Origin of the sequence: Zymobacter palmae, assembly GCF_003610015.1 — a bacterium.
GTDB lineage: Bacteria > Pseudomonadota > Gammaproteobacteria > Pseudomonadales > Halomonadaceae > Zymobacter > Zymobacter palmae.
In genome coordinates this window covers 1,067,246-1,084,397 of record NZ_AP018933.1, presented here as the reverse complement: position 1 = coordinate 1,084,397, position 17,152 = coordinate 1,067,246, and the positions used below count along the sequence as shown (strand labels likewise).

The 17,152-nt window shown below is 54.8% G+C and carries 16 protein-coding genes, 2 tRNA genes and 1 CRISPR repeat array (1 of these 19 only partly in view); of the genes, 5 read left to right on the top strand and 13 right to left on the bottom strand.

Annotated features, from left to right (window positions below):
* Positions 1–115 precede the first annotated feature (115 nt).
* Positions 116–1,435 (bottom strand): MFS transporter, encoded by a 1,320-nt coding sequence (locus ZBT109_RS04770; protein ID WP_027706097.1) that lies wholly within the window; start codon positions 1,433–1,435, stop codon positions 116–118.
* A gap of 292 nt (positions 1,436–1,727) precedes the next feature.
* Here ZBT109_RS04770 and ZBT109_RS04765 point away from each other — a divergent pair, with 292 nt between their 5' ends.
* On the top strand, positions 1,728–2,594 hold the full coding sequence (locus tag ZBT109_RS04765) for an aldo/keto reductase (RefSeq protein ID WP_027706096.1): 867 nt from the start codon (positions 1,728–1,730) through the stop codon (positions 2,592–2,594).
* Positions 2,595–2,697: 103 nt separating this feature from the next.
* Here the strand turns inward: ZBT109_RS04765 and ZBT109_RS04760 are convergent, their stop codons facing one another.
* Both ZBT109_RS04760 and ZBT109_RS04755 read right to left on the bottom strand, forming a co-directional pair.
* Positions 2,698–3,129 (bottom strand): OsmC family protein, encoded by a 432-nt coding sequence (locus ZBT109_RS04760; protein ID WP_027706095.1) that lies wholly within the window; start codon positions 3,127–3,129, stop codon positions 2,698–2,700.
* A gap of 164 nt (positions 3,130–3,293) precedes the next feature.
* On the bottom strand, positions 3,294–3,863 hold the full coding sequence (locus ZBT109_RS04755) for a histidine phosphatase family protein (RefSeq protein ID WP_038279435.1): 570 nt from the start codon (positions 3,861–3,863) through the stop codon (positions 3,294–3,296).
* Positions 3,864–4,054: 191 nt separating this feature from the next.
* Between ZBT109_RS04755 and ZBT109_RS13755 the strand changes: the two genes are divergently transcribed.
* Together ZBT109_RS13755 and ZBT109_RS04745 are read left to right on the top strand one after the other, a co-directional pair.
* On the top strand, positions 4,055–4,411 hold the full coding sequence (locus tag ZBT109_RS13755) for a flagellar transcriptional regulator FlhD (RefSeq protein ID WP_051524185.1): 357 nt from the start codon (positions 4,055–4,057) through the stop codon (positions 4,409–4,411).
* Positions 4,408–4,932 (top strand): FlhC family transcriptional regulator, encoded by a 525-nt coding sequence (locus tag ZBT109_RS04745; protein ID WP_027706093.1) that lies wholly within the window; start codon positions 4,408–4,410, stop codon positions 4,930–4,932. Before ZBT109_RS13755 ends, ZBT109_RS04745 begins: the two co-directional genes overlap by 4 nt.
* A 666-nt stretch (positions 4,933–5,598) precedes the next feature.
* Here ZBT109_RS04745 and ZBT109_RS04740 read toward each other — a convergent pair.
* A complete protein-coding gene (locus ZBT109_RS04740; protein WP_027706092.1) occupies positions 5,599–5,973 on the bottom strand; it encodes a histone-like nucleoid-structuring protein, MvaT/MvaU family in 375 nt (124 codons plus the stop codon).
* 519 nt (positions 5,974–6,492) lie between these two features.
* Between ZBT109_RS04740 and dinB the strand changes: the two genes are divergently transcribed.
* Positions 6,493–7,551 (top strand): DNA polymerase IV, encoded by a 1,059-nt coding sequence (gene dinB, locus ZBT109_RS04735; RefSeq protein ID WP_027706091.1) that lies wholly within the window; start codon positions 6,493–6,495, stop codon positions 7,549–7,551.
* 617 nt (positions 7,552–8,168) lie between these two features.
* Here dinB and purU read toward each other — a convergent pair.
* Positions 8,169–9,014: a formyltetrahydrofolate deformylase gene (purU, locus tag ZBT109_RS04730; protein ID WP_027706090.1), complete on the bottom strand. Its 846-nt coding sequence runs from the start codon at positions 9,012–9,014 to the stop codon at positions 8,169–8,171.
* Positions 9,015–9,217: 203 nt separating this feature from the next.
* Between purU and ZBT109_RS04725 the strand changes: the two genes are divergently transcribed.
* Positions 9,218–10,861 (top strand): ribonuclease J, encoded by a 1,644-nt coding sequence (locus tag ZBT109_RS04725; protein ID WP_027706089.1) that lies wholly within the window; start codon positions 9,218–9,220, stop codon positions 10,859–10,861.
* Between the two features lie 161 nt (positions 10,862–11,022).
* Here the strand turns inward: ZBT109_RS04725 and ggt are convergent, their stop codons facing one another.
* From ggt to ZBT109_RS04690, 8 genes are all read right to left on the bottom strand, one after another.
* Complete coding sequence (gene ggt / locus ZBT109_RS04720) at positions 11,023–12,792, bottom strand: gamma-glutamyltransferase (protein WP_051524184.1); 1,770 nt, start codon at positions 12,790–12,792, stop codon at positions 11,023–11,025.
* A 323-nt stretch (positions 12,793–13,115) separates the two neighbouring features.
* Positions 13,116–13,745 (bottom strand): uracil phosphoribosyltransferase, encoded by a 630-nt coding sequence (gene upp, locus ZBT109_RS04715; RefSeq protein ID WP_027706087.1) that lies wholly within the window; start codon positions 13,743–13,745, stop codon positions 13,116–13,118.
* A gap of 105 nt (positions 13,746–13,850) precedes the next feature.
* Positions 13,851–14,555 carry a uracil-DNA glycosylase gene (ung, locus tag ZBT109_RS04710; RefSeq protein ID WP_038279431.1) on the bottom strand — a complete coding sequence of 235 codons (705 nt, stop codon included), beginning with the start codon at positions 14,553–14,555 and terminating at the stop codon, positions 13,851–13,853.
* Positions 14,556–14,605: 50 nt separating this feature from the next.
* A complete protein-coding gene (gpt, locus tag ZBT109_RS04705) occupies positions 14,606–15,067 on the bottom strand; it encodes a xanthine phosphoribosyltransferase (RefSeq protein ID WP_038279428.1) in 462 nt (153 codons plus the stop codon).
* 8 nt (positions 15,068–15,075) lie between these two features.
* Complete coding sequence (locus tag ZBT109_RS04700; protein WP_051524183.1) at positions 15,076–15,663, bottom strand: adenine phosphoribosyltransferase; 588 nt, start codon at positions 15,661–15,663, stop codon at positions 15,076–15,078.
* A gap of 271 nt (positions 15,664–15,934) precedes the next feature.
* On the bottom strand, positions 15,935–16,093 hold the full coding sequence (locus ZBT109_RS13750) for a hypothetical protein (protein ID WP_156934054.1): 159 nt from the start codon (positions 16,091–16,093) through the stop codon (positions 15,935–15,937).
* Positions 16,094–16,161: 68 nt separating this feature from the next.
* Positions 16,162–16,238 (bottom strand) — tRNA-Val (locus ZBT109_RS04695).
* Between the two features lie 84 nt (positions 16,239–16,322).
* Positions 16,323–16,399 (bottom strand) — tRNA-Val (locus ZBT109_RS04690).
* A gap of 198 nt (positions 16,400–16,597) precedes the next feature.
* Positions 16,598–17,152: direct repeats of the CRISPR family, unit length 28 nt; unit sequence TTTCTAAGCTGCCTATGCGGCAGCGAAC; it runs 674 nt beyond the window's last position.

Below are 17,152 nucleotides of genomic sequence, written 5' to 3'. Positions count from 1 at the left end.
TCCCACGGTGCAATGACACGCCTCCTTCGGCTCATCAACGAAAATGCCCACCTCATAAGAGACGGGCATTTCATCTTTCAGTTTGGTATGCGACTGCCACTGCCGTGTTAGATGATCACAGATAGCGCGGCATGCGGCCTCCCATCAGCGCGACGCCCAACACACTCCCTACCCCGGCAAGCAGCAACACGTACACCATAATGGCCCAAGGGCTGTAATGGATACCCGTTGTCAGCAACAGCGGCGTAATCCCACCCGACAAGGCATAGGCAGAGTTAGTCGAAAAGGAAACACCTGAAAAGCGCACTTCGGCAGGAAACATCTTTGCCGCCATTGCGGAGACGATCCCTGTCAACGCCAGCAGAAAGCCGCTCGCGCCATACAGTCCCCAGAACAGCCACTGGGTTTCCAAAAGCACCCCTTTTATCGTCAACAACTGCAGCAGTGCGAAGCACCCACCACCCAAGGCGCAAAACGCGACCCATGTTTTTGGCTCAGTAAAGCGATCTGACAAACAGCCTCCGATCAGGCAGCCCAGTGCGGTCATGACCACGACCATGATACTGACCTTCAGCATGCCAATCTCGGAAACACCGGCTATGCGCGGCAACAACACCGGCGTCAACAACACGACCGATATGAACAGACAGGATTGAACAAAAGCCGCCAGCATCAGTGTCAACGCGGTACGGCGGTGATCTTTCAGCACAATGCCGATAGGCAGCGCACTGCTCTGAGCGCGGCGAGCCCGCATCTGCTCGAACACAGGCGTTTCATGCAGCTGACGACGCACCCAAAGCGCGACAAAGCCCAATACTCCGCCCAGCAAGAACGGCAGACGCCATGCAAAGCTCAACTGAGAGGCTTCTGAAAAGAAGTGGCGACAGGCATAGGACACCGAAACGCCCAACAGCAGCCCAACCATGAAGCCACAGGCCAAAGCGCCACCCGCCAGGCCGATATGCTGGCGCGGCACGTGCTCCGCCACGAAGGTAGTCGCACCCGGCCCTTCGCCAGCAAAGGCCACCCCTTGGCATACCCGCAGCAGCAATAACAGCAACGGTGCCGCAATTCCCCACGACGCATAGGTGGGCAGCATGCCGATCAGCAGTGTAGGAATGGCCATCAACAGAATGCTGACCATGAACAGCGCCTTGCGACCAATCAAGTCGCCGAAATGCGCCATGATGCCCCCACCCAGCGGCCGGATCAGATAGCCAATCGCGAAGATGCCAAAGGTCTGCAGTGTACGCAGCCACACCGGCATGTCTTCAGGAAAGAACAGCTGCTCCACAATGCTGGACAGATAGACGAAGACAATGAAGTCGTAAAACTCCAGCGCACCACCCAGCGCTGCTAGGCCCAGTACGCGCACGTCCTGCTTGCCGAGCGTCTTGAACGTTGTCGAAGGAATGGCTGCGTCCGCCGTGGTCATTGTGTTCTCCCCTGTCCACCGCCTGTATCAGGCGCCGGGTATCGCTGTGGATGGTTGATAGGCAGGTCCTGTCTCAAGGACACCTTTTCACACTAACATGAACAATAAGCATTATGTTGTCGTTATATTCAAAATATAAGCATAAAATTTCAATATAAACTTTTAAAAAAGCAACACACCCCATGCAATACCCATTAAAAGCAATATCACCTCAATTCAATGACAGCTTGAGCTCGCTCGACTCATGTCCGATGATAAAGACAGTCTATAGCGACATCGCAAGGAGAGGCGCATGGCATCCATTACCCTTCAATGGCCCGACGGCACGGTATTACCCGCCATCGGGCAAGGCACATGGAAGATGGGCGAAGACCCCTCACAGCGAAAGGCCGAAATCGCGGCGCTGCAGCATGGACTGGACCGCGGGCTGACACTGATCGATACGGCAGAAATGTACGGTGAAGGCGGCGCGGAAGAAGTGGTAGGCGCCGCCTTGGAAGGTCGGCGAGATGAGGCTTTTATCGTCAGCAAGGTCTACCCGCACAACGCATCGCGTAAGGAGATGATCAAGGCCTGCGATCGCAGCCTGCGTCGCCTGAATATCGACGCGATCGACTGCTACCTGCTTCACTGGGGCTCCAGCACGCCAATCGATGAGATCATTGAAGGGTTCATGCACCTTCAACAAGCGGGCAAGATTAAAGGATACGGCGTCTCCAATCTGGACGATCGGGAGATGGAAGCGTGGTGGCAACATGACAATGGCGCACTGTGTCAGACCGATCAGGTGCTCTACCACCTCGGGTCTCGCGGTGTCGAATACCGCCTACTGCCTCTGCTACGTGAACGTCGCCTGCCCATGATGGCATACTGCCCGCTGGCACAGGGTGGTCGACTGCGTCAGCATCTGATGAGCTCACCAGCCGTCGTCGACGTCGCCCAACGTCACGGCGTGACACCTCAACAGATCCTGCTGGCATGGGTAATCCGCGAACAGCACGGCCAGCGCAGCGTTATTGCGATTCCCAAAGCCGTTCACCCAGATCATATTGATGACAATGTAGCAGCATTGGATATCACACTGCCGCCTGAAGACACCGCTCTGTTGGATCAAGCATGGCCTGCCCCTGCTCGCCGCCAGCCTCTTGATGTCGAATAGCTTCCCACGTGCGCTCCCGTAATCCAGTAAGCCAACCTTCCAGATAGACGAAGCCCCCTCGCCAATATATGGCGAGGGGGCTTACAGATGGCCACGCAGTGGATCAGTTGACCAAGCGCGCCGACATAGTGATTGTCGTGTCAAACAGCTGCGATACCGGACAGCCTTCTTTGGCTTGAGTGGCAATGCGCTCGAAGGTAGCGGCATCGGTGCCCGGAATGCGTGCTTCGACGTCCAGATGCACCGCGGTAATGGCGAAACCATCCCCTTTCTTATCAAGCGAGACGGTTGCCTTGGTGTCGATACTGTCCGGCGTCAGGCCTTCATTACCCAGCATCAGCGACAGCGCCATTGAGAAGCAGCCCGCATGGGCAGCACCCAGCAGCTCTTCAGGGTTGGTGCCCGGTTTGCCTTCGAAGCGCGTGTTGAACCCATACGGCTGATCCTTCAGCGCACCACTTTCAGTGGACACTGCACCTTTACCTTCCTTGATGTTACCCGCCCAGTGTGCAGAACCGACTTTCTTGATCGTCATGGAACACCTCCTTGCGTACCTTGAGAATAAGCGCCTTCATACGCTCTGACAGCATTCAGCCTGTAAGTTCACGCTCGATATTCAGCGTAGAACATTTCAGATTCCACAGGATAGGCATTATTACCCGACCAATACAGTAGGATCTATCAGGTAACAACAAGACCTCACGCCCAGTCTTCGGGCTGCAAGGGAATCATTTCCCATGTATCGCCAGCAGGCAGCAGCTTGACCGGTGACGCGTTAGGGAGGCGCTTGCCTTCAAGATGCCCTTGCGTTGCCATCCTCACCACGCGAAACACTCCCGCATGCGCAAAGATAATGACAGGACGCCCCTGTGCCAGCCGTTGCGCCTCGTTAATGGCGTTGATGACACGTGTCTGAAAATCTTCCCATGACTCGACACCGTCGACCGCTTCAACGTACGGCATCTGGTCCGGAATAGAGTTGCCTTGCAAGGGCCCCCAGTCGCGCTCGCATAGCCCCGCCAACGTCATCGGCTCATGATCCGGCATCGCGATGCGTGCCGTCTTGATTGCCCTATCCAGCGTACTGGAAACCACGAAAGGGTCAGCGATATCCGTGAGCACCTGACGCGCATTCAAGGCCTGCGCTTCCCCTTTCGGAGTCAGCGGTACGTTGCGGCTTCCTGCCACGCGTTTTTCAAAATTGTAAAACGTTTCACCGTGGCGGACGAATATAAAAGGGAGGGGGGACAAACTCGGTAATGATGACATCACAAGCAGGGTATTCCTTAACCATCAACGCACTATCTGGAAAGCTGCTCTCAACGAGGCAGCTCACCCCTAGGTTCATAGACTCAACGCTAGCATATCACCCTTGGGGGCATGAACAGAAAGACCGACTGTCAGCATGCCATTTTTATGGCATGCCACCATCTCGCACCATAACAAAGGAGCCACATGCCATGCTCATGTCGGTACAACACGAGATCATTTCATTTAATTTTCATTACCTTTCCATGCTGCAGCACCAGCTGCTTACCGATCCACTGAAGGCACGCTATGTCTTCAATATCAGTGAAGAGATCGCTGATCTATTGGTCTCGCTCGATAGCCATCAGCTAGTCAATCTCAGCAATACACACCGCATGCTGTGCGATTTCACCATCACCAACGCCGATCAGCTCCGACAACGACTGCAGGCACCCGCTCACTTGGTGGATGCGCACCGTGCCCACGCCGCCATTCTGAAAGCCTCTCAGCGCCACCATGAGCACGGCAAGAATGCAACACTTGATGTACTGTGGGGAGACGCGACATGAGCTTGCTACGCCGTTGCCACCAAACACAGGTGGCCCTGCAATTCGTCGAGCTGAATACCCCCGTTAGCATCATTGCGCTGGAAACGGGGTTGAGTGTCCCCATGCTACGCCGCATGTACATTGAGCATACAGGCCAACGCCCGCCCAGAGGTGTACTGCCCTTCTCAGCAGACTGGTTCCTGCAGTGGCGTCCCAACATTCACGCCTCGCTGTTCGCCAACCTCTATGTCGACCTGATGAGGACTAAGCTGACCGCACCCGAGCGTTTGACTGCCGCCTATCGCCACTATCTGTCAGAGCTGGCCTGCTTCGACGACAGCGAGACGCTATTAAGCATGGCACGCGCATGGACACTGCTGCGCTTCTGCCGCAGCCAGATACTGCAGCTGACACCCTGCCACCGCTGCCAGGCCTGCTATATCAGTGCCGCTTATCAACCCAGCAACAACTTTACCTGTGGTATCTGCCATACGCCCTCACATGCGGGCTATCGACACCGTTCAAAACAACTACACACATAATCCACGCTAATAACGGCGCCCTTCCCTTTTAAGCGGGCATCCCCAAGGGGCACCGTCCCATTACGCGCTATTGCACCCCTCATGACCATCTTTAAGAGAAAGTCCTGTGGCGATACCTATGGCTGGAACGCTATTAAGCAACGGTGAATGGTACATGGAAAAGGAATGTGCAAGAATTTAAGCCTTAATTGAAAGCGCAGGAAAATGCACGCCACAACGATAACTAGGCAAGCAATAAGCGCTAAAGGCAGGAAGTGACATATGGGTGAGCTGATTTATCTTGAGATATGTCAAGAAACGTGGCGAGGCACTGCAAATTTAGATCTCCTATGCACATATCACCATAACCTTAGCCTTCTCTTATGTTAATGGCGTACGCGTTGCCTCAATTGCACCATTACACAACACACCATGCGGATCTGCCATACGCAACGCATAGGCATAAGTCCGCAGGTATCGTTAATGATCGATACAGATTAAATAGCGCTTATCCTCTCTCTGATGCATAAATAGCATAACGCTATGTTCTCGTGTCAGGTAGAACGTAATAGCAGTGCGTTGAATAGAACACCCTACTGATGAAACGAGACGGAGTGATATTGCATAAAAAAAGAGACCCTGCAATGCAGGGTCTCTTTTTGAGCAGGGATTACCTTAAACAGGTAATCAGCTCTGCAGCCAGCTTTCGACAACGTCGCTGCCGTACTGCTCTTTCCATTCTTTCAGCTGCTTGTGGTTGCCACCGCGAGTTTCGATGACTTCACCATTGTGCGGGTTGCTGTAGACTTTCAGCTTACGTTTGCGACGAGTGCCTGCCGCTTTGCCGCCTTTGGTTGCTTCACGGTTAGCAACTTCACCGCGCGGATCCAGCGTAGCGATGACGTCGCGAGCGCTTTTACCGTAGTCTTTCATCAGTGCTTCAAGACGGTTTTTGAACTCGATCTCGTTTTTAAGACGTTCGTCTTGTTCGAGTTTCTGCAGTTCAGTTTTGAGTTGTTCGATCTGTTGCTGTTTAAGCGTGTAATCAGTAAGCAGGGACATAGCGTTACTCCAGAAAAAGGGGACATTCACTAATCGGAATCTTGTCGAACGATAGGGCAGAGAAGCAAAGTAGCCTTCATATCAATGTACGTAATGACACCAACATGCGGTACGTATATCTGCAACTTCGTTCAGGGCGAGGAGAAGTATACAGCATAATTTCTGACTTCGCCTAGTGTACTTCCTAAATTTATGACAGGAATCTCCTGCATGCAATCAAGAATAGCTTCTCTTAATGCATTTTTCAAAATCCTGACAAAATCCCGGTTGTACTTTTTTGAAATTCCATCCTCACTTTTTGAGCATCAGTCCAACATTGATCTATTTTCATCAAGGAACACATAACCACTTACTTTCCCTGATTCGATATGCAGCCACAACGGCAATCACAGAAACTTACTACTCGATACCTTATTATAACTTTTTCCCTACTGCCTTCGCCAAAGCGTCTTGCCATGATACCGCTATTACCGGATACTGGTTATATATACACCTTCTTTTTAAAAAACCGTGGTCATCATGAGAAAGATACTGCATGTCGACTGTGATTGTTTTTATGCTGCCGTAGAAATGCGCGACAACCCGTCATTGGCCAACGTGCCCATTGCCATCGGCGGCCAGGCCGACCAGCGCGGCGTTATCGCCACCAGCAATTATGTCGCCCGTCGCTACGGTGTTCGCTCTGCCATGCCGACCGCTCACGCTCTACGCCTATGCCCTCAGCTCAAGGTCATTCGTCCAGACTTTCCCCGCTACCGTGCCGTGTCACGCCAGATCCAGGCCATCTTCCACGAGCTCACCGATATCGTCGAACCGCTGTCGCTCGATGAAGCCTATCTGGACATCAGCGATGTCGAGCGCTTCAAGGGAAGCGGCACTTGGATGGCGCAATGGCTGAAACACACCATCAAGGCCCGCACCGGTATCACAGTATCGGTGGGTGTTGCTCCCAACCGCTTTCTCGCCAAGATTGCCAGCGATTGGCGAAAACCCGACGGCCTGTTCGTGCTTACTCCCAGCGAATGTGATGACTTCATCGCAGCGCTTGACGTCCGGTATCTGCCGGGCGTCGGCCCCAGCACTCGCGGTCGTCTTGAAGACATGGGCATCACCACCTGCTTGCAGTTGCGCGATGTGCCTCTGTCCATATTGCTGGATCGATTTGGGCGGTTCGGTCAGCGCCTCTATGAACTTGCCCGTGGAGTAGATGAACGCCCGGTGGAAAGCGTACATGTCCGCAAATCCATCAGCGTCGAAACCACCTACCCTCAGGATATCATCGGGCAAGATGACTGCTGGCAAGCACTTCAACTACTGATTACACGCCTGCAGGAGCGCGTCGCTCATCACGGCTCCCCTCGCCTGCGCAAGCTCTTCGTCAAGATTCGTTTTGACGACTTCACTCACACCACCATGGAAACGCTGGATCACCAGATGACCGATAGCCGCTTTCGCGAACTGTTCGAGCAGGCTTGGCAACGCCGCAGCCGCCCGGTGAGACTGTTAGGCGTGGGAGTACGGTTAGCGGAACAGGATGATCCCCATCAGCTATCGCTGTTCCCTACGGGCGGCGCATAGGAGACGACTCTGCACTATTCATCACTTCATAAACGCTTTTATTATTTACCTATATATAAGTAAAGGTTACTGCACTGCCGAGAAAACGAAGATCAACTGACTCAACAAAAAACGTCGGCCATTCAGTCTGTTTACCTTTTTATATAGGAATAGGGATAGGCATAACTCATTAGCTCAATACCAATCCATGCTGCCGCCTTTACTTTCGCTCACGAAGCTACCACATAGCCTCTGGGCGTTGCTGCACGTATGACATATCACGCTCCGCACCATAACGAAGCAAGTAACGCTCCTCAGTCATCAGATACAGCCGATCTACTACCCACCAGATCCTCCTTCGACAGAGAGTTTCTCAGTTAAAAATGTTGTACGAACGAAATCCGAACCAACAAAAGAAAATAGCGTTAGGCCGTCGACCATTAGGCAGTATGCACGGATAGATATTATGGAAGAGAAATGAAAAGAGGTTGAGCAGTGACACACGTCATTTTTCGAACAAGGTCGACGCAACCATGTCAGCATCAAGACAGACAGAGAAGGCGCCACTGTGAAGCATTCCACCGTGGCGCCTTCTCTTCTTTTACCTTGCGCGACCCGTAACAGCAAACGCGAGGGTGTTAGCTAAATACAACCGTACGATTACCGTTCAACAGTACGCGGTCTTCGAGATGCCAATGCAGACCGCGCGTCAGCACGCGGCGTTCGACATCGCGCCCCAAACGGACAAGATCATCCGGCAGGCAGGTATGCGTTACACGCTGAATATCCTGTTCGATGATGGGACCCGCATCCAGCACTTCCGTAACGTAGTGGCAGGTAGCTCCGATCAGTTTGACACCACGATCATAGGCTTGGTGATAGGGACGCGCACCCACAAAGGACGGCAAGAAGCTATGATGAATATTGATGACTCGGCCACGATAGCGCTCGCACAGCACCGGCGGCAAAATCTGCATGTAACGCGCCAGCACCAATGTATCGCAGTTGTAGCTGTCGACCAGTTCAGCAACCTTGTCGAAAGCAGGTTGCTTGTTGTCTTTGTCCACTGCCACGTGATGGAAGGGAATATTATGCCATTCCGTCATTCCGCGCAGGTCGTCGTGGTTGGAAATGACGGCCACGATATCGCCCGGCAATTCACCTGTCGCATTCTGGTACAGCAGATCGACCAAGCAGTGCGCCATCTTGGAAACCATCACGACAACGCGCGGGCGTTCGGCCACGTCATGCAAACGCCACTTCATACCGAACTCTTCGGCAATGGGGGCAAAGCCCTGACGGATATGCTCAGCATCGCACTCGAATGCGATTTCGTAGCGCATGAAGAAACGGTTTTCGATGACATCGGAGTGCTGAGCCGCTTCGAGAATGGAGCCGCCGTGTTCGGCAATAAAACCAGAAACGCGCGCAACGATACCCACACGGTCAGGACAGGAAACGATCAAGCGATAGGTATGAGACATGATGAACAAGGCCTGCGAAATAAACGGGATCAACGATCCATGACATTGATGTTGTGCAAGGAGCAATGCTTCTATAAGCCGTTGCTTCTGGCGACCTTACATAAAGTGTAACGAATATCCCCGCACTTGCGTACGGGCAATCAATGCTGCCGGAACCTGCCGAGTCAGGTATATTGGAACACCCTTTGCCGATAGACAGCACAATGAACCGACCTCAGGTACAGATACGTCCACGTCAACGCCCACCGCTCGATATCCTCTTTCTGGGAGGCTGCGGCGAAATAGGCATGAACCTGACGCTCTACGGCCATGCGTCGTCCTGGGTGGCTATCGACTGCGGTATGGCGCTGCGAAAGGACCTACCGGGCACCCCTGTTCAGATGCCGGATATCGCACCTCTTGTCAAGGAAGGCATCACGCCTGACGCACTCGTCATCACGCACGGCCACGAAGATCATATCGGTGCCATCACATGGCTCTGGCCGCACTGGGGGTGCGCGATCTGGGCCACGCCATTAGTCGCCGCCATGCTGCGCTACCGCTTCTCGGAGCGCGGTCTTTCGACGCATGCCATCAAGACATTCCAGCCTGGCGAAGCCTTCGAAGCAGGTGAATTCACCCTGCGCTCGCTGCCGGTCACCCATTCCATTCCCGAAAGCTGTGCGCTGCTGCTAACCACGCCAGCGCATCGCGTACTGCACACTGGCGACTGGAAGATCGACCCTGCGCCACTGCTCGGGCCGGCCAGCAGCGAGGAAGTCTTCCGCGCCTTGGCCCCTATATCGCTGGTCGTAGGCGACTCCACCAACGCGATGGAACCGGGGCATTCCATTAGCGAGGCCGTCGTTGCTGAAACGCTAAAGAACACCATCGCACAATGCAAAGGGCGGGTGGTCGTCAGCTGTTTTGCCAGCAATTTGGCCCGTATCCACGCAGCGGCGCAGGCCGCTCAGGCCTGCGGGCGCCGCATCGCCATTGCGGGCCGTGCCATGCAGCGCATGATTCAGATTGCACGCGTACTGGGCTACCTCACCGACTTCCCGACGCCCGTTCCCATGAAGGATGTCGGCTATCTGCCCAAAGAAGAAGTTTTGGTACTGGCGACGGGCAGTCAGGGCGAACCACAGGCAGCCGTGGCCCGCATGGCCCAACAGCGACACCGCGACCTTGACCTTGAACCGGGCGATAGCGTCATCTTCTCGTCCAAGATCATCCCTGGCAACGAAGAAGCGATCGGAGCCGTATGCAAGGCACTACGCCTACGCGACATCAATGTCCTTGATGAACAGCACATTCCCACCCTGCACGCCTCGGGCCATCCCGCACAGGATGAGCTACGCACGTTCTACACCTGGGTCGAACCGCAGCATCTGCTGCCGGTGCACGGCACTCTGGAACACCAACAAGCTCATCTGACATTGGCAAACGCCATGGGAATCCAAGGCGAACATTGCCCCGTCGATGGCGAATGGCTGCAGTGGAACGGCCAGCAAATCCAGCTGCACAAGACGCTGACGCTCACGCCGCGCTTGATGGAACAGCAACAGGCTCAGCGTCAGGGCGTGCGTCGCCGTACCCGCCATGCTCTGACGGTGATCGTACCACTGCGCAGCGACCTCAATGGCTGGCAGCGCGTAGGGCGCACGGTCATTGATCCGCCACCGGGTATCGAGCTGGATGAAGACGGTGTGCTGGACTGGCTGGATGACCGTCTTGCCGACGCTACCGAGCGCGACATCGACGACTTGCGTCACCGCTTGCTGCATGCCTTGAAGCACTGGCTGTTCGATAACGGCATGGCGGTAGGCTTTGTACATCTTGACCTGTTCGACGTCACCCACGCCTGACCGGCTCTTTTGAAGGACGAGCCGGTCCTTGCCTGCGCCGCTAGCCCCTTCACTTCATATGAAGCGCTGACGCCCCAAGTACGATCCCGATGCTCAAACGCCCTGCCTACCTGCAACGCCGCACGCCAAGGCAGAGCGTTCATCACGACCGCACCAGCGCACTAGAAGCCTTTGGCAGCCCCCGCCGGGCGGCGCGCATCATTGCTACCGTAGACATATCCTGCACGCACTTTACCCGATAGCACACCATCATTACCTGATGATTCAACCGACTGCTCGCTGATGTCAGGCAGCCCTTTCATGATCGCCGCCACGCCGCTCCAAGGTGTCTGCTCCTGAAGCGTATAGCCCTGCGCCTTCAACGCGGCCTGCGTGTCTGCAGAAAGCCCTCTCGTTTCGTAGAAGATGCGATCCGGCCACCACTGGTGATGAATGCGCGGTGCGTCCACGGCTTCCTGAAGTGACATGTGATGGTCGATCACATTGGAGATAGTCTGCAATACGGTCGTAATGATACGAGAACCGCCGGGCGTCCCGATCACCATATAGACCTGCCCTTTATAGGTGACAATAGTGGGGGCCATCGACGACAGCGGACGCTTGTTCGGTGCGATGGCGTTGCGGTCCCCCTGCACCAACCCATACGAGTTCTGCTCGCCGACCTTGACCGTAAAGTCATCCATCTCATCGTTCAGCAGAAAGCCTGTTCCCGGCGCGATGATGCCCGAGCCAAAGCGCCCGTTGATAGTAAATGTCGTGGATACGGCATTGCCTGCTTCATCCATAACGGAGTAGTGCGTGGTTTCGGGACGCTCAGGCAAATCGGCTGGCGGACGGATATCAGCAGAGGGGGTAGCGCGGTCGGTGATAGATGCCCGCAGCGTGGCGGCATAGTGCTTATCGAGAAGATGGCTGACCGGATTATCAATGAAATCGGGATCGCCCAAATAGGTGTTGCGGTCAGCGTAGGCACGGCGCAGCGCTTCCGTCATCACATGAAGCGTCGCTGCGCTGTTAAAACCGCTTTTGGTCAGGTCATAGCCTTCCATAATGTTCAGGGTCTCGCACAGCGTGACACCTCCTGAACTGGGCGGCGGAGCAGAAATCACTTTGTAGCCCCGGTAATCGCAGCTCAGCGGTGTTCGCATCTTCGCCTCATAGCGTGCAAAATCGCTTTCCGTCAGCAGCCCACCATGCTGGCGCGAAGCGGCGGCAATGGCAGCGGGAATACGCCCCTGATAGAACGCCTCATCCCCTTTCGCCGAAATGGCCTGCAAGGTGTGCGCTAAATCGCGCTGAACGAAGCGATCCCCCGGCTGCCATGCAGAGCCGTCCGGGCGCAGGAAAATACGCGCGGTTTCGGTATCCTTACGAAACAAATCAACCTTGGCATCCATGATATCAGTATCAGCACGCGTCAGAACGAACCCTTCACGCGCTAGCTTAATCGCAGGCGCCATCACCTGCTGGCGCGTCAACCGCCCGAACTGTCGGTGCACCAGCGTCAGTCCTTTGACCGTTCCCGGCACGCCTACGGCACGATAGCCGTACATGCTCTCCCCTTTGCGCACGTTGCCTTCTGGCGTCAGGTACATGTTTGCGGAAGCGGCCGCCGGAGCGGTTTCACGAAAGTCGACGAACAGATCACGCCCATCCGCAAGGTGAAGCGTCATGAAGCCGCCCCCACCGATGTTGCCACAGCAAGGATTCACAACTGCTTCGGCATAGCCTACGGCAACAGCAGCATCAATCGCATTGCCGCCCTGCTTGAGGATATCCGCGCCCACTTGAGCAGCTAGCGCCTGTGCGCTGACCACCATGGCATGGCGTGCTTCTACTGCCGGCAGTGTCGCCGCCATTACTGAAGGACTGACTGCGGGCAATGTGCCCAGTAAGAAAGAGGAAAACGCCAAGGTATGCGCCAGTTTCATTGTCATCACGGCCTTTAAGGAATATCGAAGGGGTCTGCCACTGCCACAGTATAAATTCGATCCGTTTCGTATTTATACTATGAACAACATGATAGGCACTGTGCGCGAGACAGTACATATCATCCGACAAATACACTGCAATATTCAGGCCATTACGTACGATTTCGTTAGCGCAGCGTTGAGATGACCCTCCTTCGTTACCGAATGCGGCCGTGTGTCCATCGCGACTTTAACGCCATATCGACATCGCAAAAACGACAATACCCGCCATGACAGAGTGTCATGGCGGGTATCTGCAATAACATTGGGCTTTCGGTAAGGCCTTAGCGCGTACCGAACAGCTTATCACCCGCATCGCCCAAGCCTGGCACGATATAGCCGTGCTCGTTCAGGCCGTCATCGACGGAGGCCGCATAGATGTCTACATCCGGGTGCGCATCCTGAACGCGCTTGATCCCTTCTGGTGCAGCAACCAAAACAATGACCTTGATCTCACGACATTTATGCTTCTTCAGCATGTCGATAGTCGCGATAACAGAACCACCGGTTGCCAACATCGGGTCGATGATCAACGCAAGGCGCTCGTCCAGCTGACTTACGAATTTCTCGAAGTACGGTACCGGCTCAAGCGTTTCTTCATTGCGGTACAGGCCCACAACGCTGATACGTGCACTAGGGATCAGGTTAGTCACACCGTCCATCATACCAATACCGGCACGCAGGATCGGTACGATCGTGACTTTCTTGCCTTTGATCTTGTCGACGAGCAGCGGCTCACCCGACCAGCCCTCGATCGTCCGTTTCTCAAGCTCAAGACCACGCGTTGCTTCATAGGTCAGCAGCTCGGCGACTTCACTCGCCAGTTCGCGGAAGAGCTTGGTGCTCAGATTGGCAGAGCGCATCAGGCCCACTTTGTGTTTTACCAGAGGGTGGTCGATCGCATAAACGGCCATAGGGTTCTCTCGACAGATAGTCTAACGTGATAAATAACGATGATGCCGAAGCATCATGGTGCGGCCAATGACAGTAAGGATCGTATCATTGGCCGTTGAAGGCATTCAGTGTGCCATCGGCTCGACGTGGGAAGGCAGCTGCCACTCAATGGGTGCCATCCCTTTCGCCACCAAGAACTGATTGGCCTGTGAAAAGTGCCGACAGCCAAAGAAACCGCGGTGCGCTGCCAGCGGCGATGGGTGAGGTGCATGCAGCACTAGATGGCGCTGGCGATCCACGAAGGCGGCTTTCTTCTGAGCGTAGCTGCCCCACAGCAGGAACACGACATGCGGGCAACGACGATTGATGACTTCGATCGCACGATCGGTGAAGGTTTCCCACCCTTGATTGCGGTGTGAACCTGCCTGCCCCTGCTCAACAGTCAGCACGCTGTTGAGCATCATAATGCCCTGCTGCGCCCAGCTTTCCAGAAAACCGTGGTTCACTGGCTGGAAAGGCACATCATCTGTCGCCAATTCCTTGTAGATATTGACCAGCGATGGCGGTGTTGCTACACCGGGCCGTACCGAGAAGCACAACCCGTGGGCTTGGCCCGGACCGTGATACGGGTCTTGGCCCAGTATCACAACCTTAACCTGCTCCAGCGGGGTAAGCTGGAAAGCGCGAAACCAGTTGGACGAATGGGGATAGATGACACGGTGAGCATCCTTACGCGTCCGCAGAAACGCCTTGAGCTTCTGCATGTAAGGTGCTTCAAATTCTTGCCCCAGTTCTGCATTCCAGTCGTCAGGCAATACCGATGTTGTCATGCACTCCTCCAATGACCCACTGCTTTCTTCTTGCGCTTCGAACGTCACGCTCAAGCATCTGCCGGCGGGTTTGGCTCCCATGGGAAGACCACCCACGTATCCTGGGACACTTCCGTATGGAAGCGATCGACCAGCGGACGCCCTTCCGGCTTAGCATATACGGTGATGAACAGCGCCTTGGGCAGCAGCTCACGTACAATGCGTGCGGTCTTGCCGGTATCAACGAGGTCATCAATCAGCAGCCAGCCCTCGCCGTCATGATCAACGCCCTTGTCGACAGTAACGCCTTCACGCTGCGACATGGCATCGTAGCTCTGCACGCAAAGGGTATCGATATTGCGCAGCCCCATTTCTTGGGCGAACAGCCCCGTGGGAATAAGGCCCCCACGGGCGATAGCAATGATGCCTTTGAACGTGCGACCCTCAAGGTCTTTGCAGAGTTCCCGGATATCGTTCTGAAGGCGATCCCAAGAGACCTTGAAGTAGCGCTGATAGCGCTCGCTGCTTGCCATGATACGGTTTACTCCGATTCGGTAAAGGAACAGACGGCGAAGACGTTGTGACCGGCTTCGCGAATATGACGTGAGCCACCCAACTCAGGCAGGTCGATGATGGCCGCCGTTTCGACGACTTCCCCACCCGTACGTTCAATGAGCTTGGCTGCCGCCAACATGGTGCCACCCGTCGCTATCAGATCGTCGACCACGACAATGCGATCACCTTTTTTGAAGGCGTCGGAATTCAGCTCGACGGTCGCTTCACCGTATTCCAGCTTGTAGGTTTCACTGATGGTTTTGAAAGGCAGTTTACCTTTCTTGCGTACAGGAACGAAACTGCATCCCATTTCGTAAGCCAGAGGGGCTCCGATAATGAAACCGCGCGCATCGATAGCGGCGATCGCGTCGATATTGAGTTCCTGATAACGATGCACAAAGCTGTCGATCAGCTTGCGGAAGGCTGCACTGTTCTGCAGCAGCGGCGTGATATCACGGAAGTTGACGCCGGGGTTCGGCCAGTCGCGTACCGTACGGATCACAGACTTGATGTAGTCACCATAAACGCTGGTGCCGTTCTGCTGGGAAGACGTATCCGCCAATGTCGAAGTCATAAGGCTGCCGTTCGCACTTGAAATTCAGGGAGTGTATCGAGCGTAGGCCGTCAGGCACTACCTCGGCGCTGCACTGCTTTACGCATCACCGATCACGTCCAATGGGAAGCTTTACCATTGACATGCCCGCACCGAAGACCGCGATGCAGAAGCCGCCCCGTATAGCGCTGCCGATCAGGCAAACGCAAGACACGCACAGAGGCATGCCCTACCCGCGAGTTTCCGAACCACCACGCAGGTCAACGAAACGACCAGCACGACAATGCAGCTATCAACGATAGCGCTCATGACGCATAGGGTCTACACGCCACAAGGCTTCAGTGATAGAGAACGCTACCGCAGACATGGCAACGCGCGGAATCGTGACAGTGATACCACCACTGTTATCGACGCACACCATGGCTTGATAAAGGGCTTTATTTGCGGCCATATACACGGACTGCTTAGGCAACGCGCACGCAAAAAACCCCGCCGATCGTCTCAGCGGGGTTTGGCAACTGGTAGGACCGAGCGGATTCGAACCGCTGACCTCCACGATGTCAACGTGGCGCTCTAACCAACTGAGCTACGGTCCTGCAAAGAGATCGACAGTTCGCCATAACACGACGAAAACCGCTGCGACGCTCTTGATACATATCAACGCATGATATGTCTAAGATTGGTAGGACCGAGCGGATTCGAACCGCTGACCTCCACGATGTCAACGTGGCGCTCTAACCAACTGAGCTACGGTCCTACACAGTCCAAGTGAAGCGCCTAACTGCTTGGCGTCTCGCCGTGAACGCTGCGCATTCTACGCAACTGACTTTAAATTGCAAGCTTTTTTGTTATCAATTCATTGGAATGCTGTGTGGAGAACGTCCTAATTAGTGTGTCCAGGCTTACCTATAACGGTAGCGAATCAGCCGGTGGTCAAACCACCGGGATCAGTGCCGTTCTAAGCTGCCTATGCGGCAGCAAACATGGCACAGTCAGCGATAGCCGCACGTTTACTTTTCTAAGCTGCCTATGCGGCAGCGAACGTTGTGTTGCGTGCGCTAGCGGCGTCTCGTAATTTCTAAGCTGCCTATGCGGCAGCGAACGGCTGTCGTCCTTGTCCACGGGCTTGGCCGCTTTTCTAAGCTGCCTATGCGGCAGCGAACCGATGAGTCCGCGCGCCCACGATTTGTCACGTTTTCTAAGCTGCCTATGCAGCAGCGAACGAGGGCAGAGGCTAAACTATATTTGTCACTTATTTCTAAGCTGCCTATGCAGCAGCGAACACATGGGTTGCTGAATACGTCGCGAACTCGCTTTTCTAAGCTGCCTATGCGGCAGCGAACGCGCAGAGCTTTATCACTACGGCATCACTGATTTTCTAAGCTGCCTATGCGGCAGCGAACACCGACGATTCGTAAGGATCATTCGCAGTTTTTTTCTAAGCTGCCTATGCGGCAGCGAACGGGGCTTACCCCCGGCGACGGGGAGCGCTATTTTTCTAAGCTGCCTA

Bases quoted from the DNA above. Each gene is read 5' to 3' on its own strand.
- ZBT109_RS04770 (WP_027706097.1), bottom strand. From the start codon at position 1,435: ATGACCACGGCGGACGCAGCCATTCCTTCGACAACGTTCAAGACGCTC.
- ZBT109_RS04765 (WP_027706096.1), top strand. From the start codon at position 1,728: ATGGCATCCATTACCCTTCAATGGCCCGACGGCACGGTATTACCCGCC.
- ZBT109_RS04760 (WP_027706095.1), bottom strand. From the start codon at position 3,129: ATGACGATCAAGAAAGTCGGTTCTGCACACTGGGCGGGTAACATCAAG.
- ZBT109_RS04755 (WP_038279435.1), bottom strand. From the start codon at position 3,863: ATGTCATCATTACCGAGTTTGTCCCCCCTCCCTTTTATATTCGTCCGC.
- ZBT109_RS13755 (WP_051524185.1), top strand. From the start codon at position 4,055: ATGCTCATGTCGGTACAACACGAGATCATTTCATTTAATTTTCATTAC.
- ZBT109_RS04745 (WP_027706093.1), top strand. From the start codon at position 4,408: ATGAGCTTGCTACGCCGTTGCCACCAAACACAGGTGGCCCTGCAATTC.
- ZBT109_RS04740 (WP_027706092.1), bottom strand. From the start codon at position 5,973: ATGTCCCTGCTTACTGATTACACGCTTAAACAGCAACAGATCGAACAA.
- dinB (WP_027706091.1), top strand. From the start codon at position 6,493: ATGAGAAAGATACTGCATGTCGACTGTGATTGTTTTTATGCTGCCGTA.
- purU (WP_027706090.1), bottom strand. From the start codon at position 9,014: ATGTCTCATACCTATCGCTTGATCGTTTCCTGTCCTGACCGTGTGGGT.
- ZBT109_RS04725 (WP_027706089.1), top strand. From the start codon at position 9,218: ATGAACCGACCTCAGGTACAGATACGTCCACGTCAACGCCCACCGCTC.
- ggt (WP_051524184.1), bottom strand. From the start codon at position 12,792: ATGAAACTGGCGCATACCTTGGCGTTTTCCTCTTTCTTACTGGGCACA.
- upp (WP_027706087.1), bottom strand. From the start codon at position 13,745: ATGGCCGTTTATGCGATCGACCACCCTCTGGTAAAACACAAAGTGGGC.
- ung (WP_038279431.1), bottom strand. From the start codon at position 14,555: ATGACAACATCGGTATTGCCTGACGACTGGAATGCAGAACTGGGGCAA.
- gpt (WP_038279428.1), bottom strand. From the start codon at position 15,067: ATGGCAAGCAGCGAGCGCTATCAGCGCTACTTCAAGGTCTCTTGGGAT.
- ZBT109_RS04700 (WP_051524183.1), bottom strand. From the start codon at position 15,663: ATGACTTCGACATTGGCGGATACGTCTTCCCAGCAGAACGGCACCAGC.
- ZBT109_RS13750 (WP_156934054.1), bottom strand. From the start codon at position 16,093: ATGGCCGCAAATAAAGCCCTTTATCAAGCCATGGTGTGCGTCGATAAC.